This is a genomic window from Pseudonocardia parietis (assembly GCF_017876315.1).
Classification (GTDB): Bacteria; Actinomycetota; Actinomycetes; order Mycobacteriales; family Pseudonocardiaceae; genus Pseudonocardia; species Pseudonocardia parietis.
Window position 1 is genome coordinate 2063636 of the sequence record NZ_JAGINU010000001.1, and the last position, 22641, is coordinate 2086276.

A 22641-nucleotide genomic window follows, 5' to 3' on the forward strand; every position below is an offset into this window, starting at 1 on the left:
TGACGTGCGATCGCAGCAGCCCGATCCGGAGCAGGCCCGGCTGGTCACGACGTCCTCGCTGCGCTGGATCCTGCGCCACCGCGCGTTCACGCCGTGGTACCTGCTGCGGTACTGGCGGCTGCTGGTCCTGCGGCTGCGACACCCGCACGTCGTGCTGCGCGGCATGGTCTTCCTCGGTAAGGGCGTGACGATCGAGGCCCGCCCCGGTCTCGGGCGTCTGGAGATCGGTCGCTGGGTGCACGTCGGTGACGGCACGGCGCTGCGCTGCCACGAGGGCTCGATGCGCATCGGCGACAAGGTGGTCTTCGGCCGCAACAACACGCTGAACTGCTACCTCGACGTCGAGGTGGGCGCGACGACGCTGGTCGCGGACTGGGTGTACGTCACCGACTTCGACCACCGCACCGACGACGTGCACCGGCCGATCAAGGACCAGGGCATCGTGAAGTCGCCGGTGCGGATCGGCGAGGGCTGCTGGCTGGGTGTGAAGACCTCGGTGCTGCGCGGCACCCGGATCGGCCCCGGTGTGGTGCTCGGGGCGCACGCGGTCGCCCGGGGGGACATCCCCGCCGACTCGATCGCCGTCGGGACACCGGCGCGGGTGGTCCGGGACCGCCGGGCCGACTACGAGGCCGCCGCCGCCGAGCGTGCCGCCGTCGTGGACATGGCGCGCAAGGCCGACCACGCGCTGCGTGCCCGCCTGGACCACGGCTGAGCACTCCTGGACCACGGCTGTGCACTCCTGGACCACGGCTGAGTCCGCCCGGGTCGCTGTCCGGCGGCGGGGTCAGCGGGTCCGGTCGAACAGGTTGCCGGTGGGGATCTTCGGGCGGGGAACGGCCTGCGGTACCCGGGCGCGGGCGTCGCGGTAGACCTCGGCGGTCCGCGCGGCGATCACCGGCCAGGCGAAGTCGGTGCGCAGCCGGGCCCGCGCGGCCCGGGCCCGGCGCCGCGAGGCCCGCGGATCGGACAGGGCGCGGTCGACGGCGTCGGCGATACCCGGCACGTCCCCGGGCGCGAAGCCGAGCCCGGTCTCGCCGTCGCGCACGAGCTCACCGAGCCCGCCCGCCGTGGAGGCGACGAGCGTCGCCCCGACCGCCGCGGCCTCCAGCGCGACGATCCCGAACGGCTCGTACCGGCTCGGCAGCACGACCGCGGCCGCGGCCTGCAGCAGCGCGGTCAGCTCAGCGTCGGGCAGGTGTCCGAGGAAGTCGACCGAGCGCTTGACCCGGTGCTCGGTGGCGCGCGCCTCCAGCATCTCCTGCTGGGTGCCGCTCCCGGCGACGAGCAGCCGCGTCCCTCGGTGCCGGCGCCGGATCCGGGGCAGCGCCGCGATCAGGTCCTGGACACCCTTCTCGTACTCCAGCCGTCCGAAGTAGACGAGCCGTGGCCCGGTGCGGCCGGACGGCGGCGGCGCAGCCCGGGCACGGGCCCGCCAGCGCCCGGGGTCGATGCCGTTGTGCACCACGTGGACCGCGCCGGGTTCGAGGTCGTACAGCGTCGCCACCTCAGCACGCATCGCCGACGAGCAGGTGATCACCTCGTCGGCCCGCTGCGCCAGCCACCACTCGGTGGAGTGCACCTGCCGGTTCATCGGGCCCGGCAGCCAGCCGGAGTGCCGGCCGGCCTCGGTCGCGTGCAGGGTCGCGACCAGCGGCACGCCGAGGACGTCGGCCAGCGTGATCGCGGGGTGTGCGACGAGCCAGTCGTGGGCGTGGACGACGTCCGGGCGCCAGCCCGGGAGCAGGCCGGTGAGCGCGTGCCGCAGCAGCGCGTGCCCCATCCCGAGCGTCCAGGCGACGAGGTCGCTCGAGAACTCCAGGTGTGGCGGGTCCTCCGCGACCCGCAGCACCCGCACGCCGTCGACGGTCTCCTCGACCGTGGGGTGGGTGCCGGCGTCGGTTCCGGTGGGTGCCCGGGAGAGTACGACGACGTCGTGCCCGGCCACGACCAGCTCGCGGGCCAGGGCGTGCACGTGCCGGCCCAGCCCGCCGACGACGACCGGCGGGAACTCCCAGCTGACCATCAGCACCCGCATCGTCCGATACTGGCAAACGCCGGCCCTCTGGTTACCGCCGGGTAGTGCACGGGTGGTCAGGCCGGGCGGGCGAGGTCCCGCGCGTCGACGTGGCCGAAGGTCGGTACGGGTGCATCCGTCCAGTGCGCGACCCGGCGCTGCGCGGCGCGCCGGCGCCCCTCCCGCAGCAGCCCGGAGAGCTCGGCGACCCGGCCGGCGTGCGTCGTGGCGCGGGATCGGGCGTACTCGGCGGCGGAGTCCTTGGTGACCATGAATGCCCAGTCGCTGGACAGCGCGTGCAGGGCCTGGTCGACCAGCAGGTCCGCGAGCGGGTCCCGGACGTCCGGGCGCAGCGACGGGCCCCCTCCGGCCGGCACCGTGTCCACAGCGGACAGGAGGTCGCGCTGGACGTCGCCGCCCCGTGCCACGAAGTCGGCGACCTGCGGTCCGGCCCAGACCTGCCAGTCCTTCCCGGACCCCCACGAACACTCCGGCAGTGTCACCGGGTCGCCGACCAGGCCGTCGTCGATCGCCCCGCCGAGCGTCCGGACGGCGACCCCGGCCTCGGGCAGCAGCCGCAGCACCGCCGCGAGCCAGGCCGGCCCCTCGTGCCACCAGTGCCCGAACAGCTCGGTGTCGAACGCGGCCACGGTCAGCGCGGGCCGCCCGGTGGACCCGCGCAGCGCACGGAGCCGGGCCACGACGGTGTCGACGAAGTCCCGCGCGTCCCGCTCGACGGCGTGCTGCGCGAGGGCCGGCGCGTAGGGCTCCTTGCGTTCCGACGGCACCCGGCGGCCGGTGACCCGGGCCGGCTTCAGGCCCGACGGGTGGTCCCAGGTGTGGAAGTCGCGGTACTCGGCGGAACCGGGGTAGCCCTTGCGCGGCGACCACACCCGGTAGGTGACCTCCAGGTCCCGGCCCACGCAGAGCACGTCGGAGGTGCCGACCGGGCGGGCGAGCGCGGAGTCCCCGCGCAGCGCGGGCCCGTCGACGAGGAACCGGCGCACGCCCGCGTCGGCGTAGTCGTGCTCCATCCCCGGCGCGTAGCCGCACTCCGGTGCCCAGATCCCGGCCGGGCGCGCGCCGAGCCGCAGCGCCTGGTCGTCCAGGCCGGCCCGCAGCGAGAAGGCCCGGACCCGGGGGGTGAGCAGCGGCTGGAACGGGTGCGCGGCCGGCCCGCCGAGCAGCTCGACCGCACCGGAGTCGCGCAGCGCACGCAGTGCGGGGGAGCCGCCGTGGCGCCAGTGCGCCTCGAACTCCGCGGTCGCGGCCGTCGAGACCCGGTGCTCGTGCGCGGCGAGGTCCGGCAGCCGGGTCGCCGCCGAGTGCGCCCGCAACGTCCAGTCGCCCAGCCAGTCGTGCATCCCGCGCAGGCAGTACGGGTCGTCGAGCTGGGCGGCGAGGATCGGTGTGACACCGAGGGTGGCGAGCTGGCCGCGTCCCTCGGCGGCGAGCTCGCGCAGCGTCGCCACCACCGGGAGGTACGAGTGCGCCCACGACTGGTAGAGCCACTCCTCGCCGACCGGCCAGCGTCCGTGCCGGGCGAGCAGCGGCAGGTGCGAGTGCAGGACCAGGCAGAACGTCCCGACCGTCCCCGTCCCCGTCGCCGTCACTGGGGCCGGACCGCCGTGACGAGCAGGTCGAGCGAGCCGTCGAGATCGCGGTCGTGCAGCTCGAAGTCCGAGGACCGGACGACGGCGACGTCCGCGGCCAGCTCCGGCGGCCACGGCTCACCGGACAGGGCCAGCCGGGTCTGCGCCTCGATCAGCCCGCCGTGCCGCTCGTCCATCGCCCGCAGCCGCGGCCCGTGGTGCAGCCCGCGGACGACGACGTGGTCGAACCCGGCGTCGTGCACCAGACCGGCCAGCTCGCGCGGGTCGAGCTCGCGGGTGTGGAACGGGTTCAACGGTGTGTCGCGGCCCGGGGAGAAGGTGATCCGGTTCGGCGTCGAGATCATCAGGGTCCCGCCGGGACGCACCACGCGGCGACACTCACCGAGGAACCGTTCCTGCTCCCACAGGTGCTCGATGACCTGCAACGAGACCACCACGTCGGCGCTCGCGTCGGATGCCGGCAGCGCCACCAGGTTCGCGCGTGCCACGTCCACCCTCGGGTAACGTCCCCGGACGTGCTCGACCGTCGGCGCGTCGTAGTCCAGCGCCAGCACCCGGCGCGCGGTCCCGGCCAGCAGGTCGGCGCCGTAGCCCTCACCGCAGCCTGCCTCGAGCACCGTGGCGCCGGAGCAGTCGGCGGCGATCGCCGCGTAGACGACCTCGTGCCGGCGGAACCAGTAGTTCTCGTGCGAGATGCCCGGGACGGTTCGCTCACCGGTGAGGGGCAGGCTGCTGGTCACGGGCCCGACTCCATCACGACGCCCCGCACGGCCGGGAACCCGGTCCCGGTGCGGATACCCGGAAATCCGGATCATCCGGGCAACTCCACACCCTGCCCGAACGTCATCCCAGCGGGAGTCCCCGACGGCGAGGAGGTCTGCGAGCATGCGTGAGACGGTCACCGACGAGGAGACGCTGACCCTCACGATCACCGGCCGGACCGGGTCGTGGCTGGTCTCCGGTGTTCTCGGCGGCCAGGACCTGCCGCTGCAGGGGATGGACGACCGGGGACTGCGGGAGATGCTCCAGGCGATGCTCCCCGCCCGTGCCGCCACCGCCACTGCGACCGCCACTGCCGCCGGCGCCCACCGCCGCCCGGAGAGCCCCGCGACCGCCCCGGGGGTGCAGCGGCGCGGTGGCCGTCACCGGCGGGCCGGCTGAGCCCGGCGGGTCAGCCCGGGTCACCCACGATCGTCACCACGCCGCCGACGTCATTGCGCAGCCACGCCAGGAGCGTGGCGTCCTCCAGCGTCAGCGGCACCTCGGGCCCGCCCCACCCCAGCCGGGTGGTCGGCCGGTGCGCCAGCGCGTCCTCGAGCATCGCCGCGAGGCCCTCGGTGGCGCGGATCGTCACCCCGTCGTGCCGGACGGTCCGGCTGCCCGGCACGTCCTCGTCCGCGTGTGGGCTCGTGCTCACCACGTAGCCGGTCCCCAGACGGTCGTCGAACCCCGTCACCTGCACGGCGGCTCCCTTCTGCCGGTGCGCGAGGTGCCGACCGTAGCGAAATCCGGCCCTCGTCTCGGGGGAACGAGGTGTGACGTCGTGCGTACCGGGCGTGGATGAGTCCCGCTCGTGAGTACCGTCACCGGGCATCAGCGTTTGCCACGTTGCTACCCGCTGGTAACAATGAACGTCACAGTGGCACGGCGTGCCATTAGGGTACGACGCTGGCAGAGTCATCAGCTACACGACGGGCGCGACGCCGCGGCCCACCCCCGCTCGGCAGAGCGCGCGGCGCTGCACCGTCACGGTGACGCGAGGCGGACCGGACCGGACGACCGGACCCGGCCCGCGAACGGACGACGCGGTGTGCGCGTGGGCGCAGGCCGCCGCGGCAGGAGGTCGAAAAGGTCCTATGAAGATCGTGACCCTGGTGAAGCAGGTGGCCGACACCTACTCGGAGCGGAAGCTGTCCGACTCCGACCACACCCTCGACCGGGAGGGCACCGAGGCGGTCATCGACGAGATCAACGAGCGCGCCGTGGAGCAGTCCCTCCAGTTGAAGGAGGCTGCCGGTGACGGCGAGGTGGTCGTGGTGTGCATGGGCCCGGACCGGGCCACGGACGCCATCCGCAAGGCGCTGTCGATGGGCGCGGACGCGGCGGTGCATCTGTCGGACGAGGCGATCCACGGCTCGTGCGCGGTGCAGACCGCTCGTGCGTTGACCAAGCTGATCGGCACCGTCGAGGGCTGGGACCTGGTGGTCGCCGGTAACTCGGCGTCGGACGGCCAGGTCGCCGCGGTGCCGGCGATGATCGCGGACCTGCTGGGCGTGCCGGCTCTGACCCACGCCAACGAGCTGTCGGTGTCGGGGTCGACGGTGACGGTGAAGCGGGAGACCGACGACGGTGTGACGCACCTGTCGGCCCAGCTGCCGGCGGTGGTGTCGGTCGGGGAGAAGTCGAACGAGCCGCGCTACCCCTCGTTCAAGGGGATCATGGCGGCGAAGAAGAAGCCGGTGACCAGCCTGGACCTGGCGGGTGCGGGGATCGACGCCTCGGAGGTCGGTCTGGGCAACGCGCTGGTGACGGTGACGTCGTCGGCGCCGAAGCCGCCGAAGCAGGCCGGGGAGAAGGTCACCGACGAGGGCGACGGCGGCGCGAAGATCGCCGAGTTCCTGGTCGGTCAGAAGCTGATCTGAGCCCTGTCAACGGTTCGACAACCACTTCGCCCTTTCTAGGAGATTCGACTCATGGCTGAGGTTCTGGTTCTCGTCGACCACGTCGACGGGCAGATCAAGAAGACGACGTACGAGCTGCTGACCGCCGCCCGCGCACTGGGTGAGCCGTCGGCGGTGGTGGTGGGTGCCGCCGGTGTGGCGGACAAGCTGGCCGACGGGCTGGCCGAGAACGGCGCGGAGAAGATCTACGTCGCCGAGACCGACTCGACCGATTTCCTGTCCCCCGAGGTGGGGGTGCTGGAGTCGCTGATCGGGTCGGTGGGCCCGGCCGGGGTTCTGATCTCGGCGTCGGCCAACGGTAAGGAGACCGCCGGGCGGCTGGCCGTGCGGACCGGGTCGGGCCTGCTGTCCGACGTGGTCGGCATCGGCGCCGACGGGGTGTCGCACTCGATCTTCGGTGGTGCCTACACCGCCGAGGCCAAGGCGACCACCGGGCACCCGGTGATCACGGTGCGCCCGGGTGCGATCGACATCGAGGCGTCGGCCGGTGCCGGTGCCCGCGAGAGCGTGGAGGTTCCGGCCGCGGCCGGGCGCCAGGCCACCGTGACCGGCCGTGAGCCGCTGCAGGGCGGGTCGCGCCCGGACCTGACCGAGGCGACCGTGATCGTCTCCGGTGGGCGTGGTGTGGGGTCGGCCGACGACTTCTCCGTCGTCGAGGGCCTCGCGGACTCGCTCGGTGCCGCGGTCGGTGCCTCGCGTGCCGCGGTGGACTCGGGCTACTACCCGCCGCAGTTCCAGGTCGGGCAGACCGGCAAGTCGGTGTCGCCGCAGCTCTACATCGCCCTGGGTATCTCGGGTGCGATCCAGCACCGGGCCGGGATGCAGACGTCGAAGACGATCGTCGCGGTGAACAAGGACGAGGAGGCGCCGATCTTCGAGGTCGCCGACTTCGGCATCGTCGGTGACCTGTTCAAGGTCGCGCCGCAGCTGCAGGACGAGGTCACCAAGCGCAAGAGCTGACGCTCGATCTCGCCGTACGACGCCCGGGTGCCACCGTGCACCCGGGCGTCGTCGTGTGTGGCGGCGCCGTTCACCTCGTTCTACCTGCGACGACACCCCGCAGCGAGTGTGGGCACGCGTTCACCCGCGCGCCATCGCCGGGTCGTCGCGGAACCGTCCGGGCGTCGCAGGAGCCCGGTACCAACACCCGCGTGAACCAGGTGATCGTCTCGACACCGGAGACCGCGGCCCGGCGGTACTCCCTGTTGCTCACGACCGACGCCGTCGACGTCGCCGCGGCCCAGGCCCTGCGCCACCGGGTGTTCGCCGGCGAGCTCGGCGCCACGCTGGACACCCCGGTGCCCGGCCACGACACGGACCGCTTCGACGAGTTCTGCGACCACCTCGTCGTCCGGGAGGACGCGACCGGCGAGATCGTCGGCACCTACCGGATGCTCCCGCCGCAGCGTGCCCGCGCGGCGGGCGGGCTCTACGCCGACGACGAGTTCGACCTGACCCGGCTCGATCCGCTGCGCCCCACGCTGGTGGAGACCGGACGCTCCTGCGTGCACCCCGACCACCGGGCCGGCGCCGTCGTCGGGCTCGTCTGGGCCGGGATCGCCCGCTACATGCTGCTGACCGGGTACCGCTGGCTGATCGGGTGCGCCAGCGTGCCGCTCGCCGACGGCGGCCTCCTGGCCGCGGGTGTCTGGGACACCGTGCGGGCCCGGCACCTCGCGCCCGAGGAGTACCGCACCGCCCCGCACCGCGCCTGGGACCCGGCCTCCGCGCCGCTGCACCGGACCACGACGATGCCGCCGCTGCTGCGCGGGTATCTGCGCCTGGGTGCCCGGGTGTGCGGGCCGCCCGCGCACGACCCGGACTTCGGCGTCGCCGACTTCCCCGTCCTGCTCGGGATGGATCACCTCGACCGGCGCTACCTGCGGTTCTTCCTCGGTGACGCGGCCGGGCCGGGGGCGGCAGCAGGGACGGCGACATGACGCTCGCGGCCGGCCCGGAACCCGGCCCGGTCGCCGGTGACCCCGCGCCGGCGGGCCGCGAGCGGGGCCTGTTCCGGCGGCGCTTTGCTCTGCTCACCCCGGCGCACCACCCCGATCCGGACACCGGTCGCTCTGCTCTGCGCACCGCCACGCACCCCCCGCTGCGTGCCCCGGCCGGTCCGGAGATCGACCACCCCACGCACCCGGCCGTCCCGCCCGCGTCGGAGCGTCCCGGTGGCCCGTGGGCGACCTGGTCGCCCTGCACCCCGCGGGAGTGCCTGCCGGGCCGGTCGGCGACCGGGTGGTGGCGCCTGGCGCGCCGGACCGTCGTCCTGCTCGGGGTGCTCGCCGTCGCCGCGGCCGGGGTCCCCGCCGCCGCGCTGCTGGGCGCCCGGGTGTTCGGCGCGGTGCTGCGCGCCCTGCACCGCGCCGTGCTCGCCGCGGCGGGGGTGCGGCTGGTCGTGCACGGCGGACCGCTCGCGCCGCCGGACGGGCGGGGCGTGCTCGTCGTCGCCGACCACACGTCCTGGATCGACGTCCCCGCCCTCGGCGCGGTCGGCCCGGTCGCCATGCTCGCCAAGCGCGAAGTGCGGGACTGGCCGCTGATCGGGGCGCTCGCCGCCCGGACCGGCACCCTGTTCGTGCACCGGGAGGGCCTGTCCCGGCTGCCGGGCACGATCGCCGCGACCGCGGCGGCGCTGCGGGCCGGGGCACTGGTCGGGGTCTTCCCGGAGGCGACGACCTGGTGCGGCGCCGCGGGCGGCCCCTACCGGCGGGCACCGTTCCAGGCCGCGATCGACGCCGGCGCCCCCGTCCGCCCGGTGACGGTCACGCTCCTGACCCCGGACGGCCGCCCGACCACCGCCGCCGCGTTCGTCGGCGAGCAGACCCTGGGCGACACTGTCGGCCGGGTGCTGCGGTTGCCCGGACTGGTCTGCGAGGTCGTCGTGGGGGAGCTGATCGAACCGGGTCCGGACGACCGGCGGGCGCTCGCCGCACGAGCCCGGGAACGCGTCCGGCACGGTCGTTAGCACGCTCGGGTACGGGTGAGCGAACCGGTCGCACACGACGGGGATTACCCTGGAGACCGATGACGTACCTGGACCATGCGGCGACCACTCCGATGCTGCCCGCCGCCGTCGCCGCGATGAGCGACGCGCTCGGCCGCACCGGCAACGCGTCGTCGCTGCACTCGTCGGGCCGGCGGGCCCGGCGCGAGGTCGAGGAGGGCCGCGAGCGGATCGCCGAGGCGACCGGTGCGCGCCCGTCCGAGGTCGTGTTCACCACCGGTGGCACCGAGAGCGACAACCTCGCCGTCAAGGGCCTGTTCTGGGCGCGCCGCACCGCCGATCCCCGCCGTACCCGGGTACTGGTGTCCTCGGTCGAGCACCACGCGGTGCTCGACGCCGCCGAATGGCTGGTCGCGCACGAGGGCGCCGGGCTGCGAGTGCTCGACGTCGACGCGGCGGGCCGGGTCCGCCCGGAGACGCTGCGCGCCGCGCTCGCCGAGGACCCGGACGGGAACGCCCTGGTCTCGGTGATGTGGGCGAACAACGAGGTCGGCACGGTCAACCCGGTGCGCGAGCTGGCCGCGGTGGCGCACGAGTTCGGCGTCCCGTTCCACACCGATGCGGTGCAGGCCGTCGGGATCCTCGACGTCGACTTCGCCGCGTCCGGCGCCGACGCGCTCACCCTCACCGGGCACAAGCTCGGCGGCCCGTACGGCGCGGGCGCGCTGCTGCTCGGGCGCGACGTCGACTGCACCCCGCTGCTGCACGGCGGTGGCCAGGAGCGTGACGTCCGGTCCGGCACGCTCGACGTGCCGTCGCTGGTCGGGCTGTCCACCGCGGTCACCGAGTCGGTCGCGACCGCCCCGCACCGCCGGGTCGAGCTGGCCGCGCTGCGCGACGAGCTGGTCCGGGCCGTCCGCGCCGAGGTGCCCGACGCCGTCGTCAACGGCGACGCCCTGGACTCCCGGCTGGACGGCGGCCCGGGGCGGCTGCCCGGCAACGCGCACCTGTCGTTCCCGGGGTGCGAGGGCGACAGCCTGCTGATGCTGCTCGACGCGAACGGCATCGACTGCTCGACCGGTTCCGCGTGCACCGCGGGCGTCGCGCAGCCCAGCCACGTGCTGCTCGCGATGGGCGCCGACGAGTCCACCGCCCGCGGCTCGCTGCGGTTCTCACTGGGGCACACCAGCACCCGTGAGGACGCGGTCGCGCTCTCCGGGGCGATCGCCTCGGTCGTGGAGCGCGCGCGGCGAGCAGGCCGTGGCGCCCCCGCAACGGTGACGGGCTGAGTCGTGCGTGTCCTCGCTGCGATGAGCGGTGGCGTCGACTCCGCGGTGGCCGCCGCGCGGGCGGTCGCCGCCGGGCACGACGTCGTCGGGGTGCACCTGGCGCTGTCCCGCACCCGCGACGCGATGCGGTCCGGTTCGCGCGGGTGCTGTTCCAAGGAGGACTCGGCGGACGCCGCGCGCACCGCCGACCTGCTCGGCATCCCGTACTACGTGTGGGACCTGTCCGAGGAGTTCACCCGGGACGTGGTGGACGACTTCGTCGCGGCCTACGCCGCCGGCGAGACCCCGAACCCGTGCCTGCGCTGCAACGAGAAGATCAAGTTCGCGGCGGTGCTGGACAAGGCGCTGGCACTGGGGTTCGACGCCGTCTGCACCGGTCACTACGCCCGGCTCGACCCGACGGTGCCGGAACTGCGCCGGTCGGCCGACGCGGGCAAGGACCAGTCCTACGTGCTCGCCGTGCTGCGCGCCGACCAGCTGCGGCACGCCATGTTCCCGGTCGGTGACACCCCCAAGCCGCAGATCCGCGCCGAGGCACAACGGCTCGGGCTGCGGGTCGCCGGGAAGCCGGACAGCCACGACATCTGCTTCATCCCCACCGGGGACACCCAGGGGTTCCTGCGCGAGCAGCTGGGCTCGAGCCCGGGCGAGGTCGTCGACTCGGCCTCCGGGGAGGTGCTCGGTACCCACGACGGCGTGCACGGGTTCACCGTCGGCCAGCGCAAGGGCCTCGGCATCGACCGGCCCGCCGCCGACGGGCGTCCTCGCTACGTGCTGGGGATCGAGCCGGTCAGCGGCACCGTGCGGGTCGGGCCGGACTCCGCGCTCGACGTGACCACGATCAGCGCGCGCACCCCCGTGTGGACGTCCGGGGCCGCCCCCGAGGGGCCCTTCGCCTGTGTCGCCCAGGTGCGGGCGCACGGCGGCATCGCGCCGGCCGAGGTGACCCCGTCCGCCGACGGCGTGACCGTCACCCTCACCGAGCCGCTGCGCGGCGTCGCGCCGGGCCAGGCCGTCGCCTTCTACCGCCCGTCCGAGGCAGGCGACATCGTCCTCGGCTCGGCCACGGTCACCGCCACCACCTGAGGCGCACGGCTCTCCTGCCGGCCGCGCCCCGCGACATCGACTGTCTGCACCAGGAGCTGACCCAGCCGGAGCGGACGGACGAGATCGCGGAGGTGCTGCGGGCAGGGCTGCGATGACTTTTTCCGGACCTGGGGGTCTGCCCTTCCGACAGCGATGATCAGAGATCACCGAACGGGAGCAGGTAGCACCATGACGCAGCTGCTGCGGGTCCAGAACTTCACCGTCTCGAGCGACGGATTCGGCGCGGGCGAGGGGCAGAGCCTGGAGCGGCCCTTCGGCCACGCCGATCCGATGAGCTTGATGAGCTGGGCCGGCACCACGGCCAGCTGGAAGATGCGGACGGAGCCGGGCGGCAGCCGCGGACTGGACGACTACTTCATCCGCGACTACGACCACAACGTCGGCGCCGAGATCATGGGCCGCAACAAGTTCGGCCCGCAGCGCGGCGCCTGGGAGAACGAGGAGTGGCAGGGCTGGTGGGGCGACGAGCCCCCCTTCCACACCCCGGTCTTCGTCATGACCCACCACACCCGCCCGTCCTTCACCTTGTCGGACACAACCTTCCATTTCGTCGACGATGCCCCCGCCAAGGTCCTGGAGGCGGCGAAGGAGGCGGCCCGGGGCAAGGACGTCCGCGTCGGTGGCGGCGCCACGACCATCCGCGACTTCCTGGAGGCGGACCTGGTGGACACCTTGCACGTGGTGGTGGTCCCATCGATCACGCTCGGATCCGGTGCCCGCCTGTGGAAGTCCCCGGACGAGCTGACCGACCGCTTCCACCTCGACGTGGTCCCCAGCCCGAGCGGGGTGGTGCACCACCTGTTCTGGCGGAAGTAACGCGCTGACGCCACAGCCCCGTAACGTCCTCCCACCCCGGCCAACGACCCACCGCAGGGACATGGGCACGACACCGCGTCAGCACGCTCACGCCGTGATCATTCTCAGCGCCAACCGCTGTGCCGATGTTCCTCGAGGCCGGTCGCACGCCACCGCTCACGAACGCTGCCCGCCGGCATCGCGACGGCCGCCGGTCCCGTCAGCGACGCCGACGAGAGCAGTGCTCTTGCTTTTGCAGTCAACGTGGTGAACACTGCTCTCATGACGAAGCAGCGCTCTGACTCTCGATACCTCGCCCCCGGCCGCGCCACCCGATACCTGCTGAACCCGCTGGTCGCCGGGCTGACCCGGCTCGGGCTCCCGCTCGCCGGCTCGGCCGTGCTCGGTGTCCGCGGACGCCGGTCCGGGACGGTCCGGACGACCCCGGTGAACCCGCTGCGGCTCGACGGCGCCCGCTACCTCGTCGCCGCGCGCGGGGAGACCCAGTGGGTGCGGAACCTGCGGGTCGCGGGGGAGGCGGAGCTGACGGTCGGCCGCCGGACGGAGCGGGTCGCGGCCGCCGAGCTGACCGCACCCGCCGACGCCGTCCCGGTGCTGCGCGACTACCTGCGGCGCTGGGGCTGGGAGGTCGGCGCGTTCTTCGACGGTGTCGGGGCCGGCTCGTCCGACGAGGAGCTGGCCGCCGCCGCGTCCCGGCATCCGGTGTTCGTGCTGACCACGCCGTGACGATCCGCGTCCGGGGAGCGGGGCGTGCGGAATACGCACCGCACACTCCCAGGACGGGGATCATGCTCCGGCCGGAGGCCCGAGGGGTCGCGCGACGCCGGGAAGGGGGAGACTGGTGGGGTGAGTTCTGACGACCCGCTGGCCGCTGCACTCGCCGCCGCCGGACTGGGCGGCGTGCAGCCCGGCGACACCCGGCCCCCCGAACCCCGTATCGAGGTCGTGAGCGACGATCCTGCGGAGCCCACCGGCCCGCGCGAGCTGTGGCCCGAGGGCATCGGCACCGGCGTCGGGTCGCTGCCCGGCACGGACCCGCGGGAGGCCTCCGCGCTGGTCACGGGGGAGACGCCGGAGTTCCCCGCGTTCCCCGAGCTTCCCGCCCGCGGGGTGGGTGCCGACATGATCGGCCGTACCGCGGGGCTACTGGTGGACCTCGCCGTCGAGGTCGTCCCGACGGGCTGGCGGGTGACCGCGCGGACGGGCCGCGACCTGCGCCGCGCCCGCGACCTCCTGGCCGGCGATCTCGACGCCTTCGACGACGCCTGCGACCGGATCCGCCCGCACTGGGTCAAGATCCAGGTCGCGGGACCGTGGACCCTCGCGGCGTCGGTGGAGCTGGCGTCCGGGCACCGCGTGCTCACCGACCGCGGGGCCGTCCGCGAGTTCGCGGCGAGCCTGGGCGAGGGGCTGCGCGCGCACGTCGCGGAGGTCGCCGAGCGGACCGGTGCGACGGTCGTCGTCCAGCTCGACGAGCCCGGCCTGCCCGCGGTGATCGCCGGCTCGCTGTCCACGGCATCGGGCTACGGCACCGTCCGCGCGGTCCGCGCGCCGGACGCCCAGGACCTGCTGCGCGACCTGATCTCCGGGATCGCCGCACCGGTCGTCGTGCACTGCTGCGCGGACCGGCCGCCGATCCGGTTGCTCGCGGGTGCCGGTGCGGCGGCCGTCGCGATCGACGCGACCCGGCCCGCGTTCACCGGGACGACCGCCGAGCCCCGTGCGCTCGACGCGATCGGGGAGACCTGGGACGAGGGCGTGCCGCTGCTGCTCGGGTTGCTGCCCGGCACGGCGCCGGAGCGCGAACCGGCCATCGGTGACCTCGCCCGCGCCGGCTACGACCTCGCCGACCGGCTCGGGTTCGACCGTCGGCGGCTCGCCCGCCTCGCCGTCCCGACGCCGGCCTGCGGGCTCGCCGGGGCCACGCCGGACTGGGCGCGGCGGGCGCTCACGCTGTCCCGTGAACTCGGCAAGGCGTTCGCCGACCCGGACGAGTAGCGGAAACCAGTGCCTCGTCCGAGACGGTTGGCGTTGTAACCGAGCAGGGGTCGCCGCACTGAACCCAACATGGAGCGGCCGCCGTCCTCCGAAGTCCGGCCCCACGCCTGCGAGCTCGTCTGGCGGGTCGCCCGCACCCCGGCCCGCACGAGGCTGGTTCCCCAGCGGCCGTCCGGCCCACCTGCGGGCGACCTACAACCGCTACGGCGGGGTCCGGCGCATGCTCGCTCGCCGGCTGTTCTGCCGGCTACGCGGCTACTTCACCCTCGGCGGCAGCGACACCCTTCCTACACCGCGGCCCGCGGTCACGAGTACCAGGTCGGTTCCGGCAGCTCGTCGCGCAGCAGGCGCGCCCCGACCTCGCGCCGCTTGTAGGCGACGGGGTCGTGCAGGGTGTGGGTGCGGATGTTGCGCCAGAACCGGTCGAAGCCGAGACCCGCGGCCGTCGCCCGCGCGCCGAGCCCCTCGAAGATCCCGCCGGTGATCTCCAGCGCGACCTCGGTCGCCCGCGCCTTCACCGCTGCGACCCGCACCTCGTGCTCGCCCCGCTGCTGCTCGGTGACGTTCCATGCGTCCCGGTGCAGCGCGAGACCCTCGGTGGCGACGGCGTCGGCGAGCGCCTCGGCCGCCCAGAGCTTCGACTGGTAGTCGCCGTAGAGGTCGAGCTGGTACGGCTCGTCGACGGCCCGGTCGTGACCGCCGTGCAGCCACGGCCGGGTCACCGTGCGGGTGTATTCGGCGCCGGTCTCCAGCGCGCCCCGGGCGATGCCGAGGTAGAAGCTGACGAACACCAGCTGGATCGTCGGGACGTTGAGCGTGTTGTAGACCCGCGGCTGGAACGTCTTGTCCACGAAGCCCGCCGCGGACGCCCACGGCACCCGCACGTCGGTGATCGTGACGCTGCCGCTCTCGGTGAGCCGCTGGCCGATGTTGTCCCAGTCGTCGTGGAACACGATGCCGTCCTGGGCGCTGGGCACGACCGCGAACACGTGGGTGTCGGTGCCCTCCAGGACGCCCTCCAGCACGGTCACGTCGGAGACCCGGCTGCCGGTGGAGAACGACTTCCGCCCGGTGTAGACGATCTCGTCGCCGTCGTCGCGGATGCGCAGGTCCAGGTCGCGCGGGTTGACCGCACCGCCGAAGAACCAGCGGTTGCGGGTGGCGTCGGCCTCCACGGCCTCGATCTGCTCGGGCGTGCCGACCAGCCGGGCGGCCCAGAACCACAGCAGGTGGTAGCCGAGCAGCTGGCCGATGGAGCCGTCGCCGGCGGCGACCTCGCGGATCACCCGGTAGGCGGTCGGCCACTCCTGGCCCCCGCCGCCGTGCTCGACCGGGCCGAGTAGCGTGACCAGGCCGGACTCCTTGAGCAGGGCGACCTCGTCGTAGGGCGTGGCGCCGGCGCGGTCGCGGGCGGCGGCGTCGCGCTCCAGGATGTCCCGGACCGCGCGGGCCCGCTCCAGCCAGCCGGCCTCGTCGGACGGGATGGGCGCGGCCGACCAGTCGATCACCTCGGTGACGGTGGTGGTGGGGCCGGGACGGTTCTCGGTCGTGGTCATGACAGAACTCCTCGGTCAGGAGGGCCCACCGGACACCGGAACGCGCAGAACGGCGCGGACACGGTCCGGCAGGCGGTTCGACGGTGCCGGACGATCACCGGTGGACGCGGGAGACGTCACCGGCCGCGGCACGCCCGGGACGGGCACGTGGCGCGGGAGCCGGTCAGCGACAGCCGGAGGAGTTCACACGGGCCAGGTCGACGTGGCGTCGACGGGTGAGCCAGGTGAACAGCACGGGGCAAGTGTTCGTGGTTCCCGCCGGCGAGTCAACGGCGGGTTGCTCGGAGTGGGACGGGTGCGCGCCTGTCCGGACACGCCCGGACTCCCTCGGAATGTCCTTGGCCCGGCCGGTTGCCAGATGTCGGCCAGGGACCGCAGCACGTCGGAGAGCAGCAGATGGCCGTCGGCTTCCGCCGGTAGCTCGGGCGTCGACGTCGCCGACGGGCGATCCAGGAGATACGGTGATCGGTGTGACACGGGGTGCTGCCGGTCCGTCCGGCAGCTGAGACGAGACCCGTCGAACCTGATCCAGTTCGTACTGGCGAAGGGAATGTCACACGGCGCAACATCGGTCCGTCCGAGTGCACCGTGCGGCAGGCCCTCGCCCCGCACGGGAGGAACGATGCATGACCGACACCGCGCCGCACGAACCGACGGTCGCCGACCGGGAACCGATCGCGATCGGGCTGGCCGATCAGATCGTCGTGATCAGCGGAGGTAGCCGCGGGCTCGGCGCCGCCATCAGCCGGGCCTTCCTCGACCAGGGAGCCCGTGTGGCCATCGGCTATCACCGCAGCCGTGACGCCGCCGACACACTCGCCGCTGAGTACCCCGGGCGCGGATTCGCGGTACCGCTCGATGTCACCGCCTCGGACCAGGTACGGCAGAGTGTGGACGTTGCCGCCGAGCACTTCGGCGAGCCCGTCACCACGGTGGTCAACAACGCCCTGGTCGATTTCGCCTTCGACGGCGACGCACGGCCGAAAGCCCCCGAGCTCGACCCGGCCCGACTCGCCTCGCAGTTCACCGGGTCGGTATACGGTCCGCTGGGCCTGATCCAAGCGGCGATCCCAGGAATGGCGGGGCGCGGGTTCGGGCGCATCGTCAACATCGGCAGCAACTTGGTTCAGCACCCGGTCGTGCCTTACCACGACTACACCGCAGCCAAGGCCGCGCTACTCGCCCTGACCCGCACCTTCGCCCACGACCTCGGACCCTCCGGCATCACCGTCAACATGGTCTCCGGTGGCCTGCTGCGCACCACCGATGCCAGCGCGGCCACCCCCGAGGCGGTGTTCGACGCCATCGCCGATGGCACACCGCTCGGTCGAGTCACCACACCTACCGAGCTCGCCGACGCTGTGCTGTTCTTCGCCTCCCCCTGGGCGCGGGCGGTGACCGGGCAGAACCTGATCGTCGACGGTGGCCTGGTGAAGGGCTGAGGAGGTGCCGGCACGCATGGCTCACCTCAACCTGTTCATCCACGGCTGCGGACACCACGGCGCCGCCTGGCGCGCGCCCGGTTCAGCGGTCGAGCGACTCGGCGACATCAGCTACTACGAGCAGCTCGCTCGCACCGCCGAGCGTGGCCTGCTCGACGCGGTCTTCTTCGCCGACGGACATTCGATCGGCGGCACCTCGGTCGCCGACGGCCCGAACTGGTACCTGGAGCCCCTCACGACGCTGGCGGCGTTGGCCCGCGCCACGACCCGAATCGGGCTGGTCAGCACAGTTTCCAGCTCCTTCTACACGCCGTATCACGCGGCACGCATGCTGGCCAGCCTCGACCACATCTCCGGCGGACGGATCGGCTGGAATGTCGTCACCTCGATGTTCGACGACGAAGCTCGTAACCACGGACTCGACGCGCTGCCCCCGCACACCGAACGGTATGCCCGGGCCGCGGAGTTCATCGACGTCGTCACGGCTCTGTGGGACTCCTGGCCGCTCGAAGCCATCGAGCAGGACCGGGCCGGAATCTACGCCCACCCGGACCGGATTCACGAGATCGACCACCGTGGCGCGCACTTCGTCGTCCAGGGGGCGCTGAACGTGCCCCGCCCGCCACAGGGGCGCCCTGTGCTGTTCCAGGCCGGCGCTTCCGAGCCCGGCCGGACGCTGGCCGCCGGGCGGGCCGAGGCGGTCTACGCCGTCGCCCATGACCTACGGGCCGCGGTCTCTTTTCGTAGCGACATTCGTACCCGGGTCGCGGCCCAAGGCCGGGACCCCGACCGGGTCGCGGTCATGCCAGGCCTGGTGTGCTACCTCGGCGGCACCATCGCCGAGGCACGCGCCAAACAAACCGCTCTCGATGAGCTGCTGCTCACCGAGAGCTCACTGCGTCGACTGAGTGTGTTCCTCGGCCGTGACTGTTCGGACTGGGACCTCGACGCGCCCGTCCCGCCGCTACCGCCACCCTCGGAGTTCACCGGCCCGCAAGGCCGCTACGCCACTATCCACCGGATCGTCGAGACCGAGCAGCCCAACGTCCGACAACTACTGGGCCGCCTCGCCGCAGGCGGCGGACACGCCACGATGACCGGCACCCCGGAAACGGTCGCCGACGCGATCGAACACTGGCTCGATGCCGGCGGCGCAGACGGATTCAACCTCATGCCGCCCACGCTCCCCGACACGATCAACGACATCGTCGATCACCTCGTCCCCGAGCTACAGCGCCGCGGACGGTTCCGAACCAGCTATGACGGCCACACCTTGCGTTCACACCTCGGTATCCCCACCCCCTCTGCGGAGGAGGCGTCAGCCAGCGGCTGAGCACGGAGCACGTGGCGCATGTGCGGTGCTCGGTCGACGTTTCCTGACGAGTAGCTAGTTCAGCTTGCGCGCGTCGGCGGGCAGGCCGCCGCCGTCGTAGACGTCCTCGGCCAGCTTCGCCAGCGCGGTCAGCGCGACGTTCTGGCTCCACGGCCCGTACGACACGCGGGCGACGCCGAGCTGCTGCGCGGTCGTCAGTGGGATCGACCCGGGGATGCCGATCAGGTTCACCGTGCGCTCGCCGAGGGCCTCGACCAGCCGTCCGACCTGGGTCTCGTCGAGCTTGCCGGGTACGAAGAAGTTCGATGCGCCCGCGTCCAGGTAGGCCCGGCCGCGCTCGATCGCCTCGGTCAGGACCTCCTCCGGGTCCCGGTCGCCCGCCTTGAGGAACGCGTCGGTGCGGGCGTTGAGGACGAAGTCCACACCGGCCTTCTCACCCGCGGCGACGACGGCCTCGACCGCGGCCACCGCCTCGGTGAGCGGCTTCATCTGGTCCTCGAGGTTGCAGCCGACGATGCCGACGTCGATCGCCCGGGACACGGTGCCGCCCGGGTCCCCGTAGCCGGCCTCGAGGTCCGCGGTGACCGGCAGATCCCCGGCGGTCCTCGCGATCAGCCCGACCGCGGCGATCATCTCGTCGCACGGGATGTGCTCACCGTCCGGGTAGCCGTGCGAGGCGGCGATGCTGTGGCTGGCGGTCGCGAGTGCGGTGGTCCCCGGCGTCTCGGCGACGACCTTCGCGGTGATCGCGTCCCACACGTTGACGACGAGCAGCAGCTCCGGCGCGGCGTGCAGTTCCCGGAGCCTGGTGGCCTTCTCGGCGGTGGAGGTCATGTGATCACCGTAGGCCGGTCGGGGCCCGAGTGCCGTGGCGTCACGGTGAACGATTCCGGACGGGATGTCGCCGTACCCAGAACTGTGGATCTGTATTGCCGGAGGGGCCGCAACCGGGGGTGCGGTCCGCATCCTGGTGCCGTGCTCCACGACAGTGCCGGGACCTCGCGCCCCGGACCCTCCTCGCGCGGGGACCTCGGGTCCTCCGCGCTGCTGCTCGGCGTGCTCGGGATCCTGTTCGTCGCCGCGGCGGTCGGGCTCGCGACCGGCACCCCGCCCACCGTTGCGGGCCTGGCGCTGGCCTCGGTCGGCATCGTGCTGGCCGGCGGCGGGCTCGTGCTCGGCACGATCGCGGCGGTCCGGGGACGGCCGGGAGCGAACCGCGCCGCGATCTCGGCGGCCGGGCTGTCGGTCATCGGTCTGGCCGGCGGGCTGATCTGGCTGGCCGCCTTCGTGATCACCGCGCTCGCGGGGCCGGCCCAGGCCGTACCGGACGAGGTGGCGGGCTCGCCGGCCTGCGCGCCACCCGGCTGCCACTCGCACCACTGACCAGGGCGGTGCCGGTCCGGCTCAGGTGACCGAGGACCCCGCCGGCATCGCCTCGAACCGCAGGTCCGGGAACTTGCGCTGGATGATGTCCATCCGCCACTTGTTGCTGAACAGTGCCAGGTACTCGCCGTCGGAGTCGCGGCGCAGCACCTCGCACTCGGACTGCGACGAGAGCGCGTCGACCGCGGCCGGTTCGGTCAGCCGGGCGATTTGGTACGGCAGCCGGTCGAGCATCACGGGCGCGTTGAACTCGGTCTCCAGCCGGCCGGTGACGACGTCGAACTGCAGCGGCCCGACCGCGGCCAGCACCGGGGCCTGATCACCGCGCCGGTCCGAACGCAGGATCTGGATGACGGCCTCGTTGCCGAGCTGCTCGATGCCCTTGCGGAACTGCTTGTACTTGCCCGCGTCACGCGCGCGGATCACCGCGAAGTGCTCCGGGGCGAACGCCGGGATCGACGGGAACTCCACCGGATCGGCCGCGTAGAGGGTGTCACCGGGGCGCAGCGCCGTGGCGTTGACCAGCCCGACGATGTCGCCCGGGAACGCCTCCTCGACCGTCCTGCGCTCGGAGCCGAACACCGACTGCGCGTACTTGGTGGCGAACGGCTTGCCGGTCGCAGCGTGGGTCAGCACCATCCCGCGCTCGAACCGGCCCGAGCAGATCCGCAGGAACGCCATCCGGTCCCGGTGCGCCTTGTCCATCCCGGCCTGCACCTTGAACACCAGACCGGACGTCGGGGCGGCCAGCGGCCGGTCGTCCCCCTCGACATCCGGGCGGGGGGCCGGGGCGGGGGCGAGCTCGACCAGGGAGTCCAGCAGCCGGGCCACACCGATGTTGGACAGCGCCGACCCGAAGAGCACCGGGGTCGCGGTGCCGGCGAGGAAGGCCTTCTCGTCCCAGGTCGCGCCGATCTCGTCGAGCAGGCCCAGCTCGTCCTGGGCGTCGCGCCAGTACTCCGGCTCCTGCGCGGCGATCGTGCCGGCGTCGACGGCGGTCGCGGTCGCCTTGGTCGCGCCGCCGGCCGCACGGGTGAAGGCGGTGTACGCACCGGAATCACGGTCGATGAGGCCCTTGAACTGGCCGGCGATACCCAGTGGCCAGGTCAGCGGCATCGGGCGCAGGCCGATCGTCTGCTCGACCTCGTCCAGCAGCTCCAGGGCCTCCCGGCCCGGCCGGTCCCACTTGTTGACGAAGGTGACGATGGGGACGCCGCGGGACCGGCAGACGTCGAACAGCTTCAAGGTCTGCGGCTCGAGGCCCTTCGCGGCGTCGAGCAGCATCACCGCGGCGTCGACGGCGGCGAGCACCCGGTAGGTGTCCTCGGAGAAGTCGCCGTGCCCGGGGGTGTCCAGCAGGTTGATCACACAGTCGCGGTAGGCGAACTGCAGCACCGCCGACGACACCGAGATGCCGCGGGCACGCTCCATCTCCATCCAGTCGCTGGTCACGCCCTTGCGGCCGGACTTGCCGTGCACGGCGCCCGCGGAGTCGATGACCTCCGCGTGCAGCGCGAGGGCCTCGGTGAGCGTGGACTTGCCGGCGTCCGGGTGGGAGATCACGGCGAAGGTGCGCCGGCGCGCGGTCTCGCCGATGACGCGGGGGTCTCCGGTGCTGGCGTCCTGCGGGTCGGTCACCACACCAGGATAGGTGCGCCCGGAGTCAGCCGGACGACGGCGCCCGGCCGAGGTCGACGACGCAGAACACGTTGCCCTCCGGATCGGCCAGGACCACGAAGTCGGGCTCGGCCGGGTAGCCGTCCCAGTCCGGGACCGTCGCGCCCAGTGCGACCAGCCGGTCGACCTCGGCGGTCTGCTCCGCGGCGGTGTCGACCAGCAGGTCGAGGTGCACCCGGGGCCGGGGTTCGGGCGGCGAGTCGCTGCGCATCAGGCCCAGCACCCGGGCACCGTCCGGCCCGGTCAGGGTGCGCCAGCCCGCGTTCGCCCACTCGGCGGAGGGGGTCAGGTCCAGGGCCGCGGCCCAGAAGGCGATCGCCCGGTCGAGGTCGGTGACACCGACGACGGGGAACCCGAGGCGCAGCACGTCAGGTGTCGATCCGCTGCTCGAGCAGCACCCGCATGTCCGGCAGGTCGAAGTGCTCGACCGTCGCCCACGCCGACGGGCTGCCGTGGTGCGGGTCCGCTCCGGCCTCCAGCAGCGCCGTCACCGAGTCCGACGACTGTGCGAACAGTGCCGCGGCGATCGCGGTCTGGCCGCGGTCGTTCGTCCGGTTCGGGTCGGCACCGCGGCGGAGCAGGTCGGCGACGATCGCGCCGCTGCCGTAGTAGGCCGCCAGGATCAGCAGCGTGTCGCCCTTGGGGTCGGTGATCTCCACCGGGACCCCGGCGTCGAGGTAGGCGACCAGCTGCTCGGTGGCGCCGTCGCGGGCCAGGTCGAACATCCGGTGGGCGAGTTCCACGGCCGCGTCGTCCATCACGCCACCGTAGGTTCGCAC

General features: G+C 73.3%; 23 protein-coding genes and 1 riboswitch. Of the genes, 14 read left to right on the plus strand and 9 right to left on the minus strand.

Translation table 11 applies throughout. The annotated features are described in order from the left end of the window. Positions 1 to 4: 4 nt before the first annotated feature. Complete coding sequence (locus tag JOF36_RS09735; protein ID WP_210026295.1) at positions 5 to 715, plus strand: acyltransferase; 711 nt, start codon at positions 5 to 7, stop codon at positions 713 to 715. A 72-nt stretch (positions 716 to 787) separates the two neighbouring features. Here the strand turns inward: JOF36_RS09735 and JOF36_RS09740 are convergent, their stop codons facing one another. Genes JOF36_RS09740 through JOF36_RS09750 form a run of 3 tightly spaced genes read right to left on the minus strand, consistent with a single transcriptional unit; the run spans position 788 to position 4370 of the window. Then, positions 788 to 2038 (minus strand): glycosyltransferase family 4 protein, encoded by a 1251-nt coding sequence (locus JOF36_RS09740; protein WP_210026296.1) that lies wholly within the window; start codon positions 2036 to 2038, stop codon positions 788 to 790. 56 nt (positions 2039 to 2094) lie between these two features. Continuing rightward, positions 2095 to 3630, minus strand: a complete 1536-nt coding sequence (locus tag JOF36_RS09745; protein WP_210026297.1) for a 1,4-alpha-glucan branching protein domain-containing protein — start codon at positions 3628 to 3630, stop codon at positions 2095 to 2097. Beyond that, entirely contained in the window at positions 3627 to 4370 is a 744-nt protein-coding gene (locus JOF36_RS09750) for a class I SAM-dependent methyltransferase (RefSeq protein WP_307862291.1), read from the minus strand. The genes JOF36_RS09745 and JOF36_RS09750 overlap by 4 nt, the downstream gene beginning before the upstream one ends. 145 nt (positions 4371 to 4515) lie before the next feature. Here JOF36_RS09750 and JOF36_RS09755 point away from each other — a divergent pair, with 145 nt between their 5' ends. Then, positions 4516 to 4791 (plus strand): hypothetical protein, encoded by a 276-nt coding sequence (locus JOF36_RS09755; protein WP_210026299.1) that lies wholly within the window; start codon positions 4516 to 4518, stop codon positions 4789 to 4791. 10 nt (positions 4792 to 4801) lie between these two features. On the opposite strand, the gene JOF36_RS09760 is transcribed toward JOF36_RS09755, so the two are convergent. Continuing rightward, entirely contained in the window at positions 4802 to 5092 is a 291-nt protein-coding gene (locus tag JOF36_RS09760; protein WP_210026301.1) for a hypothetical protein, read from the minus strand. Positions 5093 to 5486: 394 nt separating this feature from the next. On the opposite strand from JOF36_RS09760, the gene JOF36_RS09765 reads away from it, so the two are divergent. From JOF36_RS09765 to JOF36_RS09805, 9 genes are all read left to right on the plus strand, one after another. Continuing rightward, positions 5487 to 6272 carry an electron transfer flavoprotein subunit beta/FixA family protein gene (locus JOF36_RS09765; protein WP_210026303.1) on the plus strand — a complete coding sequence of 262 codons (786 nt, stop codon included), beginning with the start codon at positions 5487 to 5489 and terminating at the stop codon, positions 6270 to 6272. 51 nt (positions 6273 to 6323) lie between these two features. Beyond that, positions 6324 to 7271 carry an electron transfer flavoprotein subunit alpha/FixB family protein gene (locus tag JOF36_RS09770; RefSeq protein ID WP_210026305.1) on the plus strand — a complete coding sequence of 316 codons (948 nt, stop codon included), beginning with the start codon at positions 6324 to 6326 and terminating at the stop codon, positions 7269 to 7271. Positions 7272 to 7462: 191 nt separating this feature from the next. Beyond that, positions 7463 to 8251, plus strand: a complete 789-nt coding sequence (locus JOF36_RS09775) for a GNAT family N-acetyltransferase (RefSeq protein WP_372447372.1) — start codon at positions 7463 to 7465, stop codon at positions 8249 to 8251. Continuing rightward, positions 8248 to 9282, plus strand: coding sequence for a lysophospholipid acyltransferase family protein (locus tag JOF36_RS09780; RefSeq protein ID WP_210026306.1), 1035 nt, complete (start codon positions 8248 to 8250; stop codon positions 9280 to 9282). The genes JOF36_RS09775 and JOF36_RS09780 overlap by 4 nt, the downstream gene beginning before the upstream one ends. Positions 9283 to 9341: 59 nt before the next feature. Continuing rightward, a complete protein-coding gene (locus JOF36_RS09785; RefSeq protein ID WP_210026307.1) occupies positions 9342 to 10550 on the plus strand; it encodes a cysteine desulfurase family protein in 1209 nt (402 codons plus the stop codon). 3 nt (positions 10551 to 10553) lie between these two features. Beyond that, on the plus strand, positions 10554 to 11636 hold the full coding sequence (gene mnmA, locus JOF36_RS09790) for a tRNA 2-thiouridine(34) synthase MnmA (RefSeq protein WP_210026308.1): 1083 nt from the start codon (positions 10554 to 10556) through the stop codon (positions 11634 to 11636). A gap of 189 nt (positions 11637 to 11825) precedes the next feature. Continuing rightward, the gene (locus JOF36_RS09795; RefSeq protein WP_210026309.1) at positions 11826 to 12473 is read left to right on the plus strand and encodes a dihydrofolate reductase family protein; all 648 of its coding nucleotides are present in this window, start codon (positions 11826 to 11828) and stop codon (positions 12471 to 12473) included. Positions 12474 to 12734: 261 nt separating this feature from the next. Next, positions 12735 to 13199, plus strand: coding sequence for a nitroreductase family deazaflavin-dependent oxidoreductase (locus tag JOF36_RS09800; protein WP_210026310.1), 465 nt, complete (start codon positions 12735 to 12737; stop codon positions 13197 to 13199). A 258-nt stretch (positions 13200 to 13457) separates the two neighbouring features. Then, a complete protein-coding gene (locus tag JOF36_RS09805; RefSeq protein ID WP_245351684.1) occupies positions 13458 to 14471 on the plus strand; it encodes a uroporphyrinogen decarboxylase/cobalamine-independent methonine synthase family protein in 1014 nt (337 codons plus the stop codon). 305 nt (positions 14472 to 14776) lie between these two features. Here the strand turns inward: JOF36_RS09805 and JOF36_RS09810 are convergent, their stop codons facing one another. After that, on the minus strand, positions 14777 to 16027 hold the full coding sequence (locus tag JOF36_RS09810) for an acyl-CoA dehydrogenase family protein (protein ID WP_245350764.1): 1251 nt from the start codon (positions 16025 to 16027) through the stop codon (positions 14777 to 14779). Positions 16028 to 16493: 466 nt separating this feature from the next. Beyond that, positions 16494 to 16595: riboswitch (TPP riboswitch) on the plus strand. A gap of 58 nt (positions 16596 to 16653) precedes the next feature. Between JOF36_RS09810 and JOF36_RS09815 the strand changes: the two genes are divergently transcribed. Together JOF36_RS09815 and JOF36_RS09820 are read left to right on the plus strand one after the other, a co-directional pair. Then, the gene (locus JOF36_RS09815; protein ID WP_210026312.1) at positions 16654 to 17469 is read left to right on the plus strand and encodes a 3-oxoacyl-ACP reductase; all 816 of its coding nucleotides are present in this window, start codon (positions 16654 to 16656) and stop codon (positions 17467 to 17469) included. A 16-nt stretch (positions 17470 to 17485) separates the two neighbouring features. Continuing rightward, the gene (locus JOF36_RS09820; protein WP_210026314.1) at positions 17486 to 18802 is read left to right on the plus strand and encodes an LLM class flavin-dependent oxidoreductase; all 1317 of its coding nucleotides are present in this window, start codon (positions 17486 to 17488) and stop codon (positions 18800 to 18802) included. Positions 18803 to 18856: 54 nt separating this feature from the next. On the opposite strand, the gene JOF36_RS09825 is transcribed toward JOF36_RS09820, so the two are convergent. Then, a complete protein-coding gene (locus tag JOF36_RS09825) occupies positions 18857 to 19636 on the minus strand; it encodes an isocitrate lyase/PEP mutase family protein (RefSeq protein ID WP_210026316.1) in 780 nt (259 codons plus the stop codon). A gap of 141 nt (positions 19637 to 19777) precedes the next feature. Between JOF36_RS09825 and JOF36_RS09830 the strand changes: the two genes are divergently transcribed. Continuing rightward, positions 19778 to 20185 (plus strand): hypothetical protein, encoded by a 408-nt coding sequence (locus JOF36_RS09830; protein WP_210026318.1) that lies wholly within the window; start codon positions 19778 to 19780, stop codon positions 20183 to 20185. Between the two features lie 21 nt (positions 20186 to 20206). Here the strand turns inward: JOF36_RS09830 and JOF36_RS09835 are convergent, their stop codons facing one another. The 3 genes from JOF36_RS09835 to JOF36_RS09845 are packed head-to-tail and all read right to left on the minus strand — an operon-like array spanning position 20207 to position 22620. Next, positions 20207 to 21823 carry a peptide chain release factor 3 gene (locus tag JOF36_RS09835; RefSeq protein WP_210026320.1) on the minus strand — a complete coding sequence of 539 codons (1617 nt, stop codon included), beginning with the start codon at positions 21821 to 21823 and terminating at the stop codon, positions 20207 to 20209. Positions 21824 to 21848: 25 nt separating this feature from the next. Continuing rightward, the gene (locus JOF36_RS09840; protein ID WP_210026322.1) at positions 21849 to 22229 is read right to left on the minus strand and encodes a VOC family protein; all 381 of its coding nucleotides are present in this window, start codon (positions 22227 to 22229) and stop codon (positions 21849 to 21851) included. 1 nt (position 22230) lies between these two features. Continuing rightward, a complete protein-coding gene (locus JOF36_RS09845; RefSeq protein WP_210026324.1) occupies positions 22231 to 22620 on the minus strand; it encodes an ankyrin repeat domain-containing protein in 390 nt (129 codons plus the stop codon). Positions 22621 to 22641 lie beyond the last annotated feature (21 nt).